We start from the raw sequence: 16,745 nt of genomic DNA on the forward strand, positions 1-16,745 counted from the left end.
TGATTGCAACAGTGTAAAATTACTCAGGTAATTCCATGAGTTCCTCTTATAGCTCAAATAAAAAAATGAATGAAAACCATTATACGGAAAAAGAAGTAGAACAAGATTCGGGTGTCGAAGCTTTAGTTTTAATAGCCAGGTATCATAAAATCGCTGCTGATTCACAACAAATCAGACATTTATCAGGTTCAGGTAAAAAACAGCTTACCGATGGTGACCTCATTCTTGCCGCGCGAACAATGGGGCTTAAATCCCGTAAAGTTACCGTGCGGCCTGAACGTTTAGCTAAAACACCTTTTCCTGCACTGGCTCTGGATCGGCTTGGTCGCCATTTTATTGTTACGGCATGCGATGGGGACAGGGTATTGGTTTTGGAGCCTGATGCTGGAAAACCTACAGTCATCCTTTCAGAAGTGCTCTGGCAGCGCTGCAATGGCGATTTTCTTCTGTTTGCTTCCAGAGCATCTTTAACGGGTGAACTGGCGAAATTCGATTTTACGTGGTTTATGCCTGCGATAGTCAAGTACAGGAAAATTTTATTAGAAGTCTTTTTTGTTTCTGCGCTCATACAACTCTTTGGTCTTGTATCACCACTTATGTTCCAGGTTGTAATGGATAAAGTGCTGGTAAATAATGCTCTCTCAACGCTTAATGTGGTCTGTATAGGGCTGTTGGTCAGCGGTATCGCTGAAGTTTTACTGACTGGCCTGCGGAATTATGTTTTCTCACATACCACTAACCGCATGGATGTTGAACTGGGTTCGCGTATTTTCCGACATATACTTGCGTTACCTGTCGGGTATTACGCAACGCGCCGGGTTGGTGACACTGTCGCACGCGTAAAAGAGCTTGAGAATATCCGCAATTTCCTGACCGGTCAGGCCCTTACAGCGATAATAGACAGCATATTTTCGGTGGTTTTTGTCGCCGTGATGTGCCTTTACAGCATAAAGCTTACACTCATTGTGCTGCTGTCTTTACCTGTCTATGTCATTATTACAACAGTTATCATCCCGGCTTTCAGACGACGTCTTAATGAAAAATACGCGCGTGGGGCTGATAACCAGTCATTTTTAGTTGAAACCGTTTCCGCAATAGAAACTGTCAAATCATCTGCAGTTGAGCCTTTGTTTATTCGTCAGTGGGATAATTTACTGGCTGGTTATGTTGCTGCATCATTTCGTGTCAGTAATTTAGGAAATATTGGGCAGCAGTTAGTTCAGTTTGTTGGGAAAATAGTCACTATTTTAACCCTTTTCTTAGGAGCGAAACTGGTCATATCGGGCGCACTATCCGTAGGCGCTCTGATAGCTTTCAATATGATGTCTCAACGCGTCTCTGCGCCGATTCTGCGCCTGGCACAGCTATGGCAGGATTTTCAGCAGGTAGGCATTTCGATGCAACGGTTAGGTGATATTCTCAATACCCGTACAGAAAACTTACAAGGCCGGAATTCTCAGCCCTCTCTGAAGGGTGCCATTCGTTTTGAGAATGTAAGGTTCAGATATAAACCTGAAGCACCTGCAGTTCTGAATAATATCTCTTTTGATATTGAGCCAGGAAAAGTTATTGGCGTTGTCGGACGTTCAGGATCAGGAAAAAGTACGCTCACTAAATTAATTCAGCGTCTCTATCTTCCCGAATCTGGCCGTGTCTGGATCGATGGAACCGACGTAGCCCTGGCTGACCCCTCATGGTTACGCAGACAAATTGGAGTGGTCCTTCAGGAAAACATACTTTTTGGTAGATCAATTCGTGAAAATATAGCGCTGGCTGATCCTGGCATATCTTTAGAATCAGTTATAAACGCCGCCAAACTTGCTGGCGCTCATGATTTTATCAGTGAAATGTCTGAGGGTTATGACACACGAATCGGAGAACACGGAAGTGGGCTGTCAGGAGGCCAGCGTCAGCGTATTGCTATTGCACGCGCGTTGATTACGAACCCACGAATTCTCATCTTCGATGAGGCAACGAGCGCTCTCGATTTTGAAACAGAACGGGTGATTCACAAAAACATGCAGGCCATATGTCAGGGCCGAACAGTTATTATCATCGCTCACCGACTGACTGCAGTAAGAAATTCTGACACCATTTTAGTTATGGAGAAAGGCCTGATAGTAGAGCAGGGCAACCATTCTCAACTAATTGAAGAAAACGGTCTGTACAGTCACTTGGTTTCCCTTCAGCATGCTTAAAAGGAACATTCAATGTTGAAGATAATAGCTTTAACTGAGTTGCTGCGTCGTTACAAGGATGTATTCCTTGCCAACTGGAAAATGCGTAAGCAACTGAACGCTTATGAAAGACAGTCTTATGAGCTTGCATTTTTGCCGGCAAATATAGAACTGGCAGAAGCACCTGTTCACCCGGCACCCTACTGGACGATGAGGATCATCGTTATTTTGACACTTGTTCTTATCAGCATCTCGCTTTTTGGCAGGTTAGATATTGTCGTTGTGGCTAAGGGTAAAGTTATTCCGGATGCAAGAGTAAAAGAAATTCAGCCTGCCATCACGGGGGTGGTGCGCCATATTTACGTTGATGACGGGCAACGTGTAAATGCTGGTAACGTTTTGATGGTTCTGGATTCCACACAGGCAGAAGCCGATTTAACTAAAACCGAGGCGTCAAGAGCGGAGTCCATGCTGGCGATAATCAGGGCAAAAGCTTTACTGGATGCGCAAATCTCTGGTCATGTCCCTGAGATGAAAGTCAGTGATGGACTCTCACAAGCCGATGTTAACGCCACGAGCCGTTTTGCTGACGGTATTTTCATGGAGTACAAAGATAAGCTTAACCGTGCGGATGCTGAGCTTACACAGCATCGTGATGAACTGGCCACGACTTTACAGGACATTGAACGCTTAAAATCTACGGCACCGTTGGCAAGAGAGCAGGCGAACAGTTATAAGCTGCTTGCCAAAGATCATTATGTCGCAAGAAATGACTACCTTGACAAAGAGCAGACGGCGCTGGGGCAGGAGCATGACCTTACGGCCAAACGCAGTCACGCTAATGAACTCAAAGCTGCTATTGATGCGCAGATTGCAGAAAAAGCCTCAGTAGGTTCACAATTCCGACGGGAACAGCTCGATGCTCTGGAACAGGCTGAGCAAAAATTAAAACAAAGCGTCGAAGATGAAGTTAAGGCTAAAACACGCAAGCAATTGCTCAATCTCGTGTCGCCTGTAAGTGGAACAGTTCAGCAACTCAGTGTTCATACGATAGGCGGTGTGGTCACCAGTGCTCAGAAAGTGATGGAAATCGTACCTGATGATGCGATGGAAGTTGAAGTTAACATAGCGAATAAAGACATTGGTTTTATAAAAGAGGGGCAGAATGCCACAGTTAAAATTGATGCTTTTCCCTACACGTACTATGGCTATATCAAAGGGAATGTAATTTCAGTATCAAATGACGCCGTTCAGGACCGTAATCATGGCTTGAATTTTACTGCCAGGGTACACCTTGATAAAAGTGGCATTGAGGCAGGAGGTAGATGGATTAAACTGACGCCGGGCATGACCGTGTCCGCTGAGATTAAAACTGGAAAAAGAAATGTCTGGCAATACTTTTTCGACCCGCTTATCAGAATGAGCAATGAGAGTCTGCATGAAAGATAATAAAATATTGCCTGTGATGGCCTTAATACTCTCAGGCCTGTATACAGTGAAAAATCATGCTTCTGATATATTTGACACTGAAGCTGATGTTCCTTCCTCACAGGCCGCACCGGTATATGGAAACTCAATATGCGAGTTTGGTCCATTGCCAAGCCCACTGGCTTTGAATGATGCACTGGAGCGCAGTTTATGTAATAACCCCAAAACGGCACAAAGCTGGGCTGAAATAAAGGCAGAAAGCGCCGCTGTCGGCACAGCTAAAGGTGCATACCTGCCAACTTTCTCCTTGTCCGGAAGAGAAATCAGCGAACGTTCTGAAACAAATGTTGCCGGGCACCCGGAGTTTGGCTCAGTCAATTCATCGCCAAATTATTCTGCAGACTTTAGTTTAAACTGGGTGCTCTATGATTTTGGAGCCCGCTCAGCAGCTCTGCACAAAGCGAAAGCTCTTCTCGTTGCTGCTGAAGCCAGTCATATGGAAACTCTGCAGTCTGTGATGATAGCCACCGCCAAAGATTATTATGCAGCACAGGCTGCTGCTGGAAACCTGGCTGCTGCGGCTGATATGGAAAGAATAGCCTCAAAGAGCGTAGAGGTGGTTGTAACTAAAGAAGGGCATGGTGCTGCTTCAGTCGGTGATGAATTACAAGCAAGAACGGCCTGGCTGCAGGCTAAAACTGAGAAAGAGAAAGCAGAAAATACGCTTGAGAATGATTTAGGTGTTATTGCTATCGATATGGGGTTACGCCCAGACAGTTACATAAATCTGGCAAATGTCCAGGAAGGTCTAAAACCTGATTTTAGATTTAAGGAATCAGTTTCAGCATTAATCGATGAGGCAATTAAAATACATCCGGCGCTGCTTGCGGCTCAGGCTCAGTTACAGGCAGCAGAAGCTGAGGTCGATCAAACGAGGGCTGAGGGAATGCCCACTTTAAGTCTCATAGGGAAAGCCAGCCGCGATAATCAGAAAGTCAGCGCAGGAATAGGCCAACCCTATCTTGACTCCTCTCACAATGACAGATACATAGGCATTCAGGTCTCGGTCCCTTTGTTTGAGGGATTCACTCGGGAATATAAAATCCAGGAAGGTCTTGCTCAGGCTGAGCAGAAGCAGGGGGCTGTCTCCGAAGTAAGACATAACGTTGAACTTGATGTATGGAAAAGTTTTCAGTCTCTTAAAGCTAACACAAATAATTTACCATTAATTGAAAGCCTCTTCGATAACACCAGAAAGTCCTATTCAGTAGCAGAATATCGCTATGAGAATGGCGTGGGTAATATCATTGAATTGCTCAATGCCCAGAAATCTCTTGCTGATGCAGAGAAGCAGCAGATCCAGGCTCTGACTGACTGGCGTTACAGCAGGCTCGAACTTGCCGGAAAACTGGGTGTACTTGGTTTAAATAATTAAAAAAGGAATTTATTAAGGTCGCAGAGTCGCTTATTAGATGATTATAAATATTATGGCCTGGAGTCTATTATTTTAATTATGTGTATTCAGATAAACAGCGGGTATGGTAGGTAAATAATCAAAGAACAACTGCAACGGAATGTGAGGAAATGTAACTATCAAAGTATGAGTAAAATCTAAGCAGCCTGCTATTGTAAGTTTCAGTAAACCAGACTACTGTTGTTTCTATAAGATTCTGAATAGGTTATAAAAGCCCTTAACTTTGCTGACTCTTTATCTTTACTGTGCGGATCACTCGATGAAGCGTAGAACATCTTTCTTTTTACTTTCCGGCCTTATATTGCTGATTTCCGGCTGCAGCCATCATCCTCGTCCCGAAGCTCCAGAGGACGTTTCCGCATCGGATTCAGCTCAAAATCCTGATTTAATTCCCATTGTTGCTGCACTTCACGACCAAATGCACACCTGGCATGATACGCCATACCAATGGGGCGGCACGCAGCTGTCGGGCGTGGACTGCTCTGGTTACGTCTGGCGTACTTTGCATGACCGCTTTAATCTGCCGATGGACCGCGTGACTACCGCCGATCTGCTGCATATGGGCGTACGCGTAGCACCGGAACATTTACAGCCGGGCGATTTGGTGTTTTTCCGTATCGGCGGTGGTATGCATGTCGGCTTCTATGACACAGACCATCAGTTTATTCATGCCTCGGCCAGCAAAGGCGTGATTCGTTCGTCACTGGATAACCCATACTGGAAATCCGTTTATTACCAGTCGCGCCGGCTGACGCGTGAATACGGCGCGCAGGTGACGTTGAACCGAACAAGTTGACGCGAAGAACGCAAAGCGATTTGCTGGCTTAAGCGTAACTGGAAAATGTGCTGCTGTAGTGCTGAAAACGCAGTGCTGAAATCTGTGCAGCGGCAGTTTGCGTGCGGATGATTATTCTTATCGCATTGTTATGATTGCTTGCTGATGAGTACGCGCGAGAGCAGCCTGAACGGTCAAAGCGCATGACGCGTAAACAACAGAGTGTGATGACGCTGCCGTGCAGCTAAAAGTGGGCAATTGTCAGATCCTGACAGGCAACGCTACGTGAATTCTGTATAACCCGCAGGGGTTCTGTGCGCCAGTTTTCACGTAGCGCGCCCGGTGATTAACGGGCTTCAGGTCCAGAGGGGACGCAGGTGAGGTGCCGGGTGCGTAACCGGGTACGTGTCGGGATGCCTTATTTAACATAATATACATTATGCGCACTTTTGCAGGTAGACTTTGATATGGCCGTTTAGCCCGTCTTTTTCGCATACCAAGCCATTACTGTCTCTTTACGCCCTGGCTTTAAGTTTGCCTGATGACCTACATCTCATTCATTTCGTCATCAGGCCACAATCGAAAAAACTGCTTTGTCGTTTTGCGACTTTCCTCTTTACTCAGTGAGATTAAATGATGATGAACTTTTGCGACGCATGTTCATGGTTCGAAATGCGCATCAGCATCTCTGCTCTGTCGAGATTCACTTAGCATAGAGAAAGCGTGTTTATGGAAGATGCACAGAGTCCCGGCATGTCGCATCTTAATTTTTTTATAAGGCTGCATGGGCTGCATGATTACCTGCAAACCAAACTGACGCTGCCAAATGAAAGTTAGTGCACCAGGTTGCCAAATTTTCCACAGAATTTTCACATTCGAGCTTTAACAGATTTCCCGGCATCTCTAAATCGTTGACTGATGAAGTCTTAACAGTGTGGGAAACCAGTTCATTAGTGGCGGTGTTTCCCAAAGCTTTGGCCAAGCTGGCGTAACCTTCTGCCTTGGAATAATCTTTTGATTTGAGCATACTCGTCCTGAAATTGATTGCTTTGCATTCGATGGCTGGCTGGCATCATATAAATTTATCTTAAGTATAACTACCAAATACAAACATCAATCTACTTCCCAGATGAATCTGAATCAATGCTGGTCAACATTTCTACGAGATTGCCTGGATATACCGTTTCGGTTGTGGCATTAAGTGCACTAATCGACCACCAGTGATAGCTGGCAATAACCGACTTTTCGTTTTCACTCCAACCCAGGGTATCAATCTCGTCTCCCGAGACATTAATGATAAAAAAACGCTCATGTGCCTGAACGCGTTCGCCCGAGGGCAGCGTCATGACAAAGCATCGCTCTCTTCGGGACGGGCCAGGATCGTTCCGGCGAATACCGGTTTCTTCATAAAGTTCTCTGAGCGCCGCCTGCTCGAAGGATTCGCCCTCCTCTACGCCGCCGCCCGGCGTTGCCCAGTAAGCATGGCCTGCGAGTGCATCCTGTGTATGCACAAAACGAAACAACAACAGGTTATGCGAAGCATTGAGGATCAGTAGTCGGGCCGAGCGGCGCGTACGCATGCCTTCTTCCTTCTGTTTTAGCTTGGCGCAGTCCTTCAACTGGCCCGTAAAAAATCCTGCCAGCGGCGCGTCAGGTAGTTATGTTCATCCATGACGGCGTTCCAGACGGCAATATGGCTCATGCGCGCGTCGTAGCTACCACCGTCGCGCACTTCACCCTGGGGGATCAGCGGTGCGCCCCAGGCATCCAGTAGCACCTCTCTCGCAGGCTGGCCGCCGTACCAGAAATCCCACTCTGCAGCTGACAGATGCGCCCGGCTGCGTTCCGCGTTGGAAATATAGTAACCCTGCCGCGCCATCACTGCGCCAGGCCAGCCGGACTGCCACCAGTTTAAATAGTCGTAGGCCGCGTCTTTGATTCTGCCGGTCGCGCAGCGCGAAAGCGACATGCCGCCGTACCAGGCGCGGTAGCCTTCACGCGGACGTGCCATTTTATAGCCACGTTGATGAAAGTGATGACGGAAATAGATGGGCGCCCACAGGCTCTGCACTTCCACCTGCTGATTGGCAATGAGATCGCAGGCTTCATCCTGGGAGGCCCAGAATGCCGCAAAATGTCCGTTACGATTGAGGCGCGCCAGTTGCTGCGTCAGCAGGTCGATCTCTTCGAGCGTCAGATTGCCCGTGTTGGCAAAGCGCGCCAGACCTGCGCCCTGCATGGCAAGCGCCGCATCGATGCCGCCCATTGCCGCATCTTCCTGTAAGGCAACCTGGCCCGTTAGTGAAGGATGCAACAACCATCCCCAGCTTTCCTCCTGCTGCTGTAACGCGGCCGGGAGCCTGTCGGCGTGATAGGCAAAGCTGTCAACGTTGTGCGTCAGCGGCAACATGCTGATGTGATCGCTGGCATGGCTGCCCAGATGCCTGTCGCGCTGCACATAAAGCCGTTCAGAGGGCACGCTGCCGTCAGCGTGCGGCAGATCCGGACGCAGCCTGCCGGTTTTAGCCAGCGGGGTGATCTCGTCCCAGTATTTGAGTCGTTTAATCTCCAGCGGCTGAATGGCCTGCGCGGGCCAGACAAAATCAATATTGTGAAACCACTGATCGTAAAGGTCATAGCTCTCAGGCTGCATGACGGCAATGCGCTGCGCATCTTCCACACTGTGCAGCAAATATTCAATGCGAATGCCCAGATCTTTCTCGGCGCTGACGCGTAGCATTTCGAGCAACGTGACGGAGGTCCCGAGCACGCGTAAAGTGAGTTGATCGTTGACCTTCGCTGCAGAATTCATCGTTTTACCTGTCCTTTAACGCCTGCTGGAAGCGGTTAAATCCCTGTTTCAGCCGCTCTGCGTCGAGTCCGCGCAGAATAAAAACCAGTTTGGAAGTGTCTAAATCCCCCGGCCAGTCGTTCATATGTATGGGCGGATGCAAGGTATGCTGAACGCCGTGAATCACCACCGGCGCACTGGTGCCGCTAAAACGCAGAATGCCCTTCATTCTCAAGACCGATTGCCCATGGCTATGTAACAGCATTGACAGCCAGATAGCAAACGCGGGCCAGTTCAGTTCGTCTTCCAGAGTGATCACGCAGGTCTGGGTTAGAGGGTGATGATGCGTTTTTTGTCCGGGAGTCAGATTGTAGCGGGCATCGCCCACGGCACCAAGCCAGCGAAACCGCTGTGCGTGCGTTCCTTTGGCGAGGCGAAGCGCGAATAACTGCCCGGGTTCGGCCAGCGCATGTTGCGTATCGCTCAGCTCCGCTAGGGGGTTTAAACCGCCAAGCCATGTCTGGAGGGCGAGCAAACCGTCGTGATCGATCCGATCGCATTTGCTGAGCAGCAGTTTGTCAGCCGCGCTCACCTGGGCTAACCATTCGGGCTGATGGGCCGACTGTAAACGGGCGTGCTCTGCATCGACCAGCGTCACCAGCGTGCCCTGACTGAAATGGTGTTTAAGCTGCGGATCGTGCAGCAAGGTTGACAGAATGGGCGCAGGATCGGCCAGCCCGGTGGTTTCGAGTATCACTTGACTAAACGGTGGTAGCTCGCCGCGCGTACGGCGTTCGTAGAGGTCCAGTAGCGCCGTTTTCAGTTCACCGCGAATCTGGCAGCATACGCAGCCGCTGGGTAACAGCACCGTATCCGGTGCCACTTCATTTAACAGATGGTGATCAATCCCGACTTCGCCAAACTCATTCACCAGCAGCGCAACATCGTTAAGATTCTGGTGCGTCAGCCAGCCCTTCAGCAACGTGGTTTTACCACTGCCGAGAAAGCCGCTCAGGATATGCAGCGGCAGTTTTTCATTTCGCATCGCGGACTCTCCGTTACTCGCCATCAAAGCGCCGCCAGCCAGGTCTCATCCAGCGGATCGAGAGTGCGTCGGGTCATCTTCTCGGCTTCTTTCCACAGCAGGTCCAGCGAGCTCACCATGACCTGCTGCCCCGTCGGACTGGACAGCACCCAACTGGTGTGAAACTCGGTTAAGCTCAGTCGCCAGGGCTTAAGCGCCCGGTTAAGCAGCGCCAGCTGCTGCAGGCGGAGCTGACGCTGGGGCAGATTGTTTTCCAGCGCATCGCTCCACTGCGGCCCATTATCCAGCAATCCGCAAATTCCACACATCGCGTGCTCCTTAGGGCATTACATCGCCAGAATTCGGCCCCAGCGTCTGACCGACAAACAAGTTGCCGCCCGGCTCACTGGCCAACAGCAGCGCAACCGGTGCCACTTCTTCTGCCCGGCCGAAACGCCCCAGCGGTAGCTCAGCGGCCTTGGCGGTTTTCCACGCCTGATTGATGCCATCGATCAGCGGGGTTTCAATTGGCCCCGGCGCGATCGCGTTCACCAGCACGTTATCGGCAGAGACTTCCAGCGCCAGAGACTTGGTAAAACCAATCACACCCGCTTTGGCGGCGGCATAATGGCTCAGTTCTGCGCCGCCCTTTATTCCCAGTTGCGAGGCGATATTGATCACCCTTCCCCAGCGCTGCGCCAGCATGGAAGGCAGCGCACGTTGGGTGGCGAGAAAGACGCTGCGTAAATCCACCGCCATCATCTGCTCCCACATGGCCAGCGTGATATCCGTGCAGCGGGCCTGCGTGAGCAGGCCGGCATTGTTAACCAGAATATCAATCCCATCGAACCGTTCCAGGCAGGCATCCACGCCCGCCGTGGCCCCGTCGACCTCCCCGACATCCGCTACCACACCAAAACAGGGCACACCTAAGGCGCGACAGCGTGTCACCATGGCCTCCAGATGCTCACTGTTCCGATCGGTCAGTATCAGGTGCGCGCCCTCGCGGGCGAACAGCGTAGCGATGGCGGCCCCGATTCCGCTGGCCGCCCCGCTGACAACGCAGCGTTTGCTTGCTAACTGCATACTCTCTCCTTAATCAGGCCAGCGGACGGTCAGCCCGCCGTCGACAATCAGGCTTTGCCCGGTGAGATAACTGCTTTCTTCGCTGGTGAGAAACGCGATTGTTTTTGCCACCTCGTCCGCCCGGCCGACTCGCCCAAGGGGAATCGCGTGCGCCGCTTTCGCCAGCCCTTCCGGGCCAAGCGAGTTGTGTTTATCCAGCGACTGCGGCGTTTCGATCAGGCCGGGAATAATGGCGTTACAGCGGACGCCGCGCGGTGCCAGCTCCACCGCCAGCGACCGGCAAATGCCCGGTACGGCGGCTTTCGCCGCCGCGTAATGAGCATGGTCCTGCCAGCCATAAACCCCGCCTGCAATCGATGACACGGCAACCAGGCTGGCCCCGGAATGCAGATGCGCGGCGGCAGCGCGGAACAGCCGCATCACGCCCGTCAGATCGACATTCAGCATCTCATCCCAGCGCGAATCGCTCATCTCATCAATGCCTGCGCGGCGCAGAATGCCGGCGTTAGCCACCACGTAGTCAAGCCGACCAAAGTGCTGAACGCCCTGGGCGATAAATGCATCGACGGAGGCGGTGGAGCCAACGTTGAGCGGCAGCCAGAGTGCCTCTCCGCCCGCGGCTTCAACCTGTGCTGACGCCAGCGCCGGATCGTGCGGATCCTGCGGGTAATAACCCGCAATCACCCGCACGCCACGCTGCGCATACAGCGTGGCCAGTGCCAGACCAATGCCGCTGGCGGCACCGCTGATAGCGGCGACCGGCGTTCCGTTTTCATTCTGCATATGCTGTCCTTAAGCCTGAGGCTGGGTCGAGGTGGCGTTGACCTGGGTATCCAGTTGCGCCGCCGGTCGTGCAAACAGAATAATGATGCCGGAGACAAAACAGGGTACGGCACCGAACCAGAGAGCGGCTTCCTGCCAGTGGCCGCCCTGACTCAGCACCGAGGTAGTACCAATACCGGCTACGATGGCACCGACCGGTCCCATCGCCATGATGAGGGCACCCGCCGTCGCGCGGATTGCGGTAGGAAAGCTTTCACTGATAAAAAACAGGGCAGCGGCATAGGGTCCGATCAGGAAGAACAGACCCACGCTGTACAGCGCAACGATGATGGCAAAGTTGTCCGGACAGAACAGCATGGCGGCAAAGGCAATACCGCCCAGCATCCAGCCTCCGGCAATGGTGTTGCGGCGGCCAATCCGATCGCCGAGCCAGCCGTGCGCCAGGTAACCGCAGTAACCCACCAGATTCGACAGAATCAGGATCAGCAGCGAGTTATTGAACGACACATCGTGGGTTTTGGTGATGACCGTCGTGCCCAGCACGCTAAAGATCTGGATTGCGAACCAGTTCAGCAGAATGGCAATGCCGAGCACTAAGGTCGAACGCAGGGCGGTGCCACGAAACGCCGAAGCAAAACCCGATTTAGGCTGATCTTCATACGGCACCAGATAGTCGGCAGCCACCTGACGGGCATCCTTGTCTTTGCCCTGCTCGCGCAGCGTTTTGATTTTTTTCTGCACTTCAAACTGTGGCGTTTCTTTGAGTCTGAGCGCCAGCAGCGCAATGACCAGCGAGGGGAACGCGGCGAAGATAAAGCTCCCCTGCCAGCCAATGATCGGCAGCAGAATCGCGGTCAGGGCTGATGCGACCAGCGCACCCACCGGCCATCCGCCCTGCACCAGGCTGTAAACGAAGCCCTTGCGCTTGTTGAGTTTAGGATCGTCGAGTGCGGTATAAAGCTCAGATAAATAGGTGGCGTTTACCGTCTGCTCTGCATAGCCCAGGCCAGCGACGGAGCGAATAGCGGTTAACGCGCCCTTGCCCCACAGGCCGCCGATTGCGGTCAGCAGCGAGCACAGCGCCGCGCCGCCCACCGTAATCACGATGCCCATGCGACGCCCCAGCCGGTCGACCAGTGGCCCAATGGCCAGGGCGATGACCGCCCCGCCGAAAGCGACCCAGGTGGCAATCTCCGACTGCTCAACTTCACTCCAGCCAAAATGGCCGCCGATTTCAGGCAGTAACGTGCCGAAAAGAATGAAGTCGTAAACGGCAAAAATCCAGGCGAAGAAGGCAATCCATGTGGCGAATTTCACATCCCTGATGGTTAACTGCTGTGGCTGCCAGCCGTTAACGGATTTTTTTTTGTAGATGCTCATGTCGTGATCGCTCTGCAAGATAAAGGAAAGAAACTTAACGCGGTTTGCGCGCTAAGAAGTCATCTGCGATTTCGTCGAAGGTGACAAATCGCACACCCTGGTGGCTCTGGATGTACTTGATCAGACGTTCCAGCATCAGCAGCACCTGCGGACGACCTGAAACGTCGGGATGGATGGTCATGGTAAACACGGCGTAGTCATTTTCGCGGTAGACCCAGTCGAACTGGTCGCGCCAGATCTCTTCCAGATGACGGGGGTTCACAAAGCCGTGGCTGTTTGGCGATTTTTTGATAAACATCATTGGCGGCAGGTCATCGAGATACCAGTTAGCGGGGATCTCGACCAAATCAGTCTCTTCACCACGCGTCAGCGGCTTCATCCAGCTGTCGGGATGCTGGCTGTAATCAATTTTGGTCCAGCTGTCGCCGACGCGAACGTAGTAAGGATGAAAGTCGTTGTGCATCAGACTGTGATCGTATTTGATGCCCTTTTTCAGCAGCAGCTCGTTGGTCACGTTGCTGAATTCCCACCAGGGCGCCACATAGCCTGTCGGACGTTTTCCGGACAGCTGGGTGACCAGCTCAATGCTGCGGTCCAGTACGGCTTCTTCCTGCGCGGGTGTCATGGCGATGGGGTTTTCATGGCTGTAACCGTGAACGCCAATTTCATGCCCTGCGTCCACCACCGCTTTCATCTGCTCAGGAAAGGTTTCAATGGAGTGACCGGGGATAAACCAGGTTGTACGCAACTGGTGTTCCGCAAACATTTTCAGCAGGCGCGGTGCACCCACCTCCCCGGCAAACAGTCCGCGTGAGATATCATCCGGCGAGTCTTCCCCGCCGTAAGAACCCAGCCAGCCCGCAACCGCATCCACATCAACACCAAATGCACACAAAATTTCTTTAGCCATGAGTCTTTCCTCTAAGGAGTTAAGCGCAGACGGAATGGTCTGCCGTAAACGTGCCTGCGACCGTGCTGGCAGCGTGAAGAAGCCGGCGATCCTCGCCAGCAGGAAGGGAAAAAAGCAGGCTGGTATACAGCCCGTTTGCGTCTTTGCCGGTCGGCAAAGCGATTCCCGGCATATCCAGCAGACTGCCTGGCATGGTTAACCGCAGCGTGGCAAGATTGGTCTGGACAAACAGATCGTCGTCTTGCATCAAGGGGGCCAGTTCCGGTGCGGTGTGGGCAACGGTAGGCGTAATCAGCACCGCCCCGTCCAGTTCTGCCGCCAGTGCCTGTTGCCACGACTTGCGTTGCGCCAGAAACGTTTCAAGCACCGCTGGATCCTGATGGCTGGCGGCAAGCAGGCGTTCCCGTACGCGCGCATCCATCAATGCCGCGTCAGGCGAGGCTAACAGTTCGCGATGCAGCAGCCAGGCCTCACGTCCACCCGGCCAGTCCTTATCGGCAATCCAGGCCAGTGCCTGGTTAAAGGCCTGAAGTGGCGCGTGATCAATTCTGAACCCGGCGGCCGTCAACTGGGCTATTCGGCGACAAGCGTTCTCACGCACGGCCGGCTGGCACGCGGCCAGTAAGGCCTCGTCGACACGAAAGTGCGGCGCAGGAAAGCGCATTTTTTGCGCGCCGCACAGAATGTCATCCAGGGCAATAGCATCACGTACGCTTCGGCATAGCGGCCCCACCGTGTCCAGCGAGTGCGCCAGAGGATAGACGCCCGTTGTCACATAGCGCTGGCGACTGGCGCGATAGCCAATCGTGCCGCTGAATGCGGCAGGAATCCGTATTGAGCCGCCGAGTGTCGGTGCCAAAGGCGATACAGGCGAGACCTTCTGCAATTGCCCGTCCCGCGCCGCTGGACGATCCTCCGGGTGCAAAAAGCTGCGACGTAGTGCCCCGGATGGCCGGCGTACCAAAACTGGGATTGAGTCCAAGGCCGGAAAACGCGAATTCACTCAGGTTGGTTTTACCCAGCGTCACCAGTCCTGCTGCCGAACACTTTGCCACCAGCGCGGCATCCTGTGGTGCGACAGGGACATTGCTTCGCGTAGCCGACCCGGCGGAGGTCTGGCTTGACTGAATATCGAACAGATCTTTCCAGGCCACCGGAATACCATCCAGTGGGCTCAGCGGGCGGCACGCTTGCCAGCGCAGCGTTGAGGCTTCGGCCTCTTCGCGGGCACGGGCGGCGGTCATTGAGATGAAAACGGAAGGCGCGTTTTCAGCCGCTTTTAGACAGGCTGTGGTAAAGGCCAGCGGCGACAGGCGCTGTTGTGCATAGAGCGCACTGATTCCCAGCGCATCAATCTGACCAGCCATGAATAACTGACGAACATTTTCGGCCTGCACAGCATCACCTTTAAATGTATATTACGTTTCAATGTACATTTGAAGATAGCAATAACGGTGCCATAAAAAGCACTGTTAAGTTGCATAATTGTGATCATGTCGATCCTTATAATTAAATTTGATGAGTTATCAAGGGGTTATTTGCCGCATTTTCGAGTATTTCGTCACGTCACAGATGAAATTGCGCGCAGACATTAAATGTATTAATTTAAAAGTGATCCATTATTGGGCAAGGTGCACTACATCAGTGCTGTTGATAGCCTGCACCGGGAGTGCTGTCAGATATGCTAATGTGGCTGGCAGGACGGAGAGCAGAAGATGAAACAATGCAAAACAAGGTTACGGGAACGGACATGGACGATGCAGGCTCTGCGCGTTACGAAAGTATTCGCCAGGTTTTACTGAAGGTTTTTCAGCAGAATAGCGTGCCTGCGGGGCTGGTGCTGCTGGAGGGTCCGCTGGCGCAGCTGTTTGGCACCAGTCGTGTTCCCGTCCGGCGGGCGTTAAGCATGCTGCATGATGAAGGCTGGATTGCCCGTTTTGAAGGTCGGGGATTTATCGTTGCGCGCGATAATGAGGACGTTGAGCCGGTTCGCATTGCGCTGACGCGCGAGCTGTTCGGCCTTGAACAGCGCGACGGGCTGGTTGATACGCGCAGCACGGGTGAAAAAGTGCTGGAAAACCTGCAGGGGATCCTGTCTACCGCGATGGTATTCGGCTGCTACCAGGTGGATGAAACGGGCGCGGCGAAGCACTATAACACCAGCCGCGCGGTGATACGCGAGAGCCTGATGCGCCTGCGCGACAAGGGGCTGGTAGAAAAAGAGCCCTATTCTCAGTGGCTGACAGGCCCGTTAACCGCGCGCGAACTGGCTGACCATTTTGAAATCAGGGCGCATCTGGAGCCGGCCGCATTACGAAAAGCCGGCGAACGGTTAAGTGTTGCCTGGCTTAACGCGCGGCTGGATAACGTGCAAACCTGCCGGGGCAAACAGCTTAATGCCGCGGAACTCGAAATGCTGGAAGAAGATCTGCACATTCGCAGCCTGGAGCCTGCGGGCAATAAGCTGATGATGCAAATTTTACGGCAAAATCAATCGCCGTTTATCGTCACCCGAATCTTCTACGAGCGGCTCAGCATCCCTGTCGACAGCGCAATGCTGGATGAACACAGCCTGGTCTATGAATTTTTACTGAAAAGGAACTGGGAACTGGCGGCCGCCTGTATGCGCGATCACCTTGAGCGGGCGCAGGTCAGAACATTACAGCGCCTGAAAGTCTTATCCGTGTTACCGGTGCCTGAATTGCCGGTCTTTATGGAGCGTCAGTAAGCCCTTCCAGCGAAAAAATCTAAAACGAAACGCGCCGCATTAATCAGGTTTAATCATAAATTATCAGACGAAAATCGCGTGACTGATGAGCATGCGGCCAGCCTGCCGCAGGATCGCTTTCCTGTGAGCCCCGCCGCGAGCCTCTCGCATTGACAGATCGGCTGTCTGCCGCTGAACGCCACGAGTGTT

At 52.5% G+C, this 16,745-nt stretch carries 16 protein-coding genes; 5 read left to right on the forward strand and 11 right to left on the reverse strand.

The features are described from left to right. Window positions 1-65 precede the first annotated feature (65 nt). The 4 genes from EL29_RS07260 (at window position 66) to EL29_RS07275 (ending at window position 5,875) form a co-directional block, all read left to right on the forward strand. A complete protein-coding gene (locus EL29_RS07260) occupies window positions 66-2,198 on the forward strand; it encodes a type I secretion system permease/ATPase (RefSeq protein WP_050442526.1) in 2,133 nt (710 codons plus the stop codon). A 12-nt stretch (window positions 2,199-2,210) separates the two neighbouring features. Further along, window positions 2,211-3,626 carry an HlyD family type I secretion periplasmic adaptor subunit gene (locus EL29_RS07265; RefSeq protein ID WP_014593736.1) on the forward strand — a complete coding sequence of 472 codons (1,416 nt, stop codon included), beginning with the start codon at window positions 2,211-2,213 and terminating at the stop codon, window positions 3,624-3,626. Then, the gene (locus EL29_RS07270; RefSeq protein WP_028715152.1) at window positions 3,616-5,040 is read left to right on the forward strand and encodes a TolC family protein; all 1,425 of its coding nucleotides are present in this window, start codon (window positions 3,616-3,618) and stop codon (window positions 5,038-5,040) included. Before EL29_RS07265 ends, EL29_RS07270 begins: the two co-directional genes overlap by 11 nt. A gap of 298 nt (window positions 5,041-5,338) precedes the next feature. Continuing rightward, window positions 5,339-5,875 carry a C40 family peptidase gene (locus EL29_RS07275; RefSeq protein WP_014593738.1) on the forward strand — a complete coding sequence of 179 codons (537 nt, stop codon included), beginning with the start codon at window positions 5,339-5,341 and terminating at the stop codon, window positions 5,873-5,875. Between the two features lie 751 nt (window positions 5,876-6,626). Here EL29_RS07275 and EL29_RS07280 read toward each other — a convergent pair. The 11 genes from EL29_RS07280 to EL29_RS23285 all read right to left on the reverse strand — a co-directional run bounded on the left by EL29_RS07280 (window position 6,627) and on the right by EL29_RS23285 (window position 15,225). Next, a complete protein-coding gene (locus EL29_RS07280; protein WP_155270041.1) occupies window positions 6,627-6,881 on the reverse strand; it encodes a hypothetical protein in 255 nt (84 codons plus the stop codon). Between the two features lie 91 nt (window positions 6,882-6,972). Continuing rightward, entirely contained in the window at window positions 6,973-7,434 is a 462-nt protein-coding gene (locus EL29_RS07285; protein WP_028715153.1) for an NUDIX hydrolase, read from the reverse strand. A 35-nt stretch (window positions 7,435-7,469) separates the two neighbouring features. Next, window positions 7,470-8,666 (reverse strand): ABC transporter substrate-binding protein, encoded by a 1,197-nt coding sequence (locus tag EL29_RS07290; RefSeq protein ID WP_028715154.1) that lies wholly within the window; start codon window positions 8,664-8,666, stop codon window positions 7,470-7,472. Between the two features lie 4 nt (window positions 8,667-8,670). After that, window positions 8,671-9,690: a CobW family GTP-binding protein gene (locus EL29_RS07295; protein WP_014605819.1), complete on the reverse strand. Its 1,020-nt coding sequence runs from the start codon at window positions 9,688-9,690 to the stop codon at window positions 8,671-8,673. A gap of 23 nt (window positions 9,691-9,713) precedes the next feature. Continuing rightward, window positions 9,714-9,998 carry a hypothetical protein gene (locus EL29_RS07300; protein ID WP_028715155.1) on the reverse strand — a complete coding sequence of 95 codons (285 nt, stop codon included), beginning with the start codon at window positions 9,996-9,998 and terminating at the stop codon, window positions 9,714-9,716. Window positions 9,999-10,008: 10 nt separating this feature from the next. Next, the gene (locus EL29_RS07305; RefSeq protein WP_028715156.1) at window positions 10,009-10,755 is read right to left on the reverse strand and encodes an SDR family NAD(P)-dependent oxidoreductase; all 747 of its coding nucleotides are present in this window, start codon (window positions 10,753-10,755) and stop codon (window positions 10,009-10,011) included. A 9-nt stretch (window positions 10,756-10,764) separates the two neighbouring features. Continuing rightward, window positions 10,765-11,538 (reverse strand): SDR family NAD(P)-dependent oxidoreductase, encoded by a 774-nt coding sequence (locus EL29_RS07310; protein WP_028715157.1) that lies wholly within the window; start codon window positions 11,536-11,538, stop codon window positions 10,765-10,767. A 9-nt stretch (window positions 11,539-11,547) separates the two neighbouring features. After that, complete coding sequence (locus EL29_RS07315; RefSeq protein ID WP_028715158.1) at window positions 11,548-12,918, reverse strand: MFS transporter; 1,371 nt, start codon at window positions 12,916-12,918, stop codon at window positions 11,548-11,550. Window positions 12,919-12,952: 34 nt separating this feature from the next. Further along, a complete protein-coding gene (locus EL29_RS07320) occupies window positions 12,953-13,828 on the reverse strand; it encodes a polysaccharide deacetylase family protein (protein ID WP_013025811.1) in 876 nt (291 codons plus the stop codon). A 19-nt stretch (window positions 13,829-13,847) separates the two neighbouring features. After that, entirely contained in the window at window positions 13,848-14,633 is a 786-nt protein-coding gene (locus EL29_RS23280) for an amidase family protein (protein WP_275100911.1), read from the reverse strand. Then, on the reverse strand, window positions 14,533-15,225 hold the full coding sequence (locus EL29_RS23285) for an amidase family protein (protein WP_275100910.1): 693 nt from the start codon (window positions 15,223-15,225) through the stop codon (window positions 14,533-14,535). The genes EL29_RS23280 and EL29_RS23285 overlap by 101 nt, the downstream gene beginning before the upstream one ends. Before the next feature lie 284 nt (window positions 15,226-15,509). Here EL29_RS23285 and EL29_RS07330 point away from each other — a divergent pair, with 284 nt between their 5' ends. Continuing rightward, a complete protein-coding gene (locus EL29_RS07330; RefSeq protein ID WP_028715160.1) occupies window positions 15,510-16,556 on the forward strand; it encodes a GntR family transcriptional regulator in 1,047 nt (348 codons plus the stop codon). The last annotated feature ends 189 nt before the right edge of the window (window positions 16,557-16,745 follow it).

Origin of the sequence: Pantoea ananatis LMG 2665, from assembly GCF_000710035.2 — a bacterium.
Lineage (GTDB): Bacteria > Pseudomonadota > Gammaproteobacteria > Enterobacterales > Enterobacteriaceae > Pantoea > Pantoea ananatis.

What these genes read in the sequence shown, in the direction of transcription:
- EL29_RS07260 (WP_050442526.1), top strand. Translation starts at nt 66, where the DNA reads ATGAATGAAAACCATTATACGGAAAAAGAAGTAGAACAAGATTCGGGT.
- EL29_RS07265 (WP_014593736.1), top strand. Translation starts at nt 2,211, where the DNA reads ATGTTGAAGATAATAGCTTTAACTGAGTTGCTGCGTCGTTACAAGGAT.
- EL29_RS07270 (WP_028715152.1), top strand. Translation starts at nt 3,616, where the DNA reads ATGAAAGATAATAAAATATTGCCTGTGATGGCCTTAATACTCTCAGGC.
- EL29_RS07275 (WP_014593738.1), top strand. Translation starts at nt 5,339, where the DNA reads ATGAAGCGTAGAACATCTTTCTTTTTACTTTCCGGCCTTATATTGCTG.
- EL29_RS07280 (WP_155270041.1), bottom strand. Translation starts at nt 6,881, where the DNA reads ATGCTCAAATCAAAAGATTATTCCAAGGCAGAAGGTTACGCCAGCTTG.
- EL29_RS07285 (WP_028715153.1), bottom strand. Translation starts at nt 7,434, where the DNA reads ATGCGTACGCGCCGCTCGGCCCGACTACTGATCCTCAATGCTTCGCAT.
- EL29_RS07290 (WP_028715154.1), bottom strand. Translation starts at nt 8,666, where the DNA reads ATGAATTCTGCAGCGAAGGTCAACGATCAACTCACTTTACGCGTGCTC.
- EL29_RS07295 (WP_014605819.1), bottom strand. Translation starts at nt 9,690, where the DNA reads ATGCGAAATGAAAAACTGCCGCTGCATATCCTGAGCGGCTTTCTCGGC.
- EL29_RS07300 (WP_028715155.1), bottom strand. Translation starts at nt 9,998, where the DNA reads ATGTGTGGAATTTGCGGATTGCTGGATAATGGGCCGCAGTGGAGCGAT.
- EL29_RS07305 (WP_028715156.1), bottom strand. Translation starts at nt 10,755, where the DNA reads ATGCAGTTAGCAAGCAAACGCTGCGTTGTCAGCGGGGCGGCCAGCGGA.
- EL29_RS07310 (WP_028715157.1), bottom strand. Translation starts at nt 11,538, where the DNA reads ATGCAGAATGAAAACGGAACGCCGGTCGCCGCTATCAGCGGTGCCGCC.
- EL29_RS07315 (WP_028715158.1), bottom strand. Translation starts at nt 12,918, where the DNA reads ATGAGCATCTACAAAAAAAAATCCGTTAACGGCTGGCAGCCACAGCAG.
- EL29_RS07320 (WP_013025811.1), bottom strand. Translation starts at nt 13,828, where the DNA reads ATGGCTAAAGAAATTTTGTGTGCATTTGGTGTTGATGTGGATGCGGTT.
- EL29_RS07330 (WP_028715160.1), top strand. Translation starts at nt 15,510, where the DNA reads ATGCTAATGTGGCTGGCAGGACGGAGAGCAGAAGATGAAACAATGCAA.